Raw genomic sequence first — 1050 nt, forward strand, 5'->3', positions numbered from 1 at the left:
GCCGATGAACGTGCTGTACCTGGCACACCGCTACCGTGACATCGTCATCAACTTCGGCTCCCTGGTCGCACCGGATCGAAGCCCTCAGCTACCCTGCGCGCTCTGGGACTTTTTGCAGAACTACATGGACACCAGTCGCCCGCTGCCCGACTTGCCTCGCTATGAACAATATCGCCATCTCGACCCGGTCACTGCCGAGCATGACCGCCGCACCGGCCGCGACCCGCGCTACTGGATCGACATGGACGATGAAACCTTCAAGGGCAAGGTCAAGGACATGCTCAAGCGCATCGATGCCATCGACACCCTGAGCCGCCCCAACCTGATGCTCAAGCATGTGACGTACGTTGATTAATGGACCAGCCCTACTACGCCAGTACCGCCTACAACCCGGCCACCATTCCCGATCAGCCAACTTCGGCGGAGCGCTCCTGGATCAAGCGCTTCGCCAAGGTGCGGCTGCCTTGGGGCAATACTCAAGAGGTAGCACCGGAGAGTTTCCTTAATACTCCCTCTCCGAAAGATCTGCGCCATTTGGAAGCGTTCAAAAAAGAACGGGAGGAAAAGCTAGCGAACGGCACCTATGTACCGGCTCCTTTTGAGGGAGTTGAACTTCACAACAAATACGACCATGAGCACTTTAAATATGCATTACTTTCTAAACGCTCGCACTTTTGGATGATTCTATTAGGCGGAGGGCGTTTTTTATTTTTCTTTCTAGCAGTTATATCTTTATTTACTTACGGAGCAGTAATATCAGTCTCTGATGATACTTGGCAAGAAACCACATATAGCTTCCTCCCTATAGTCTCTGTGGCGCTCGGCATTCCTCTTTTCTGCTGGGTTCTAGGCTCTCTCGTTATCCGTTATTTCCCTCGCCTATGGTTCAAACCCTCCCGAGGCCCGCTCTGGGAACTCAACCGTCGCACCGGCCTCGTCACCGTCTTCGACTACGACAACAACGGGGAATACAAGAAGAACGGCACCATCGGCGAGATCACCGCGCCCTTCTACGAGTTCGACGCCTATATCGCCACCTCACCCGACCGC

Annotated in this window: 1 protein-coding gene and 1 pseudogene; both read left to right on the forward strand. The window is 54.2% G+C overall.

Going from position 1 to position 1050, the window contains the following annotated elements; translation table 11 throughout:
* The coding region (locus BZL41_RS12335; protein ID WP_143518076.1) for a hypothetical protein at positions 1 to 355 on the forward strand (355 nt) is incomplete at its 5' end.
* A pseudogene (locus BZL41_RS27980) lies at positions 355 to 1050 on the forward strand (hypothetical protein); the annotation flags it as partial. The gene BZL41_RS12335 and the pseudogene BZL41_RS27980, both read left to right, overlap by 1 nt.

This window comes from Pseudomonas sp. PIC25, from assembly GCF_002286785.1.
Lineage (GTDB): Bacteria > Pseudomonadota > Gammaproteobacteria > Pseudomonadales > Pseudomonadaceae > Pseudomonas_M.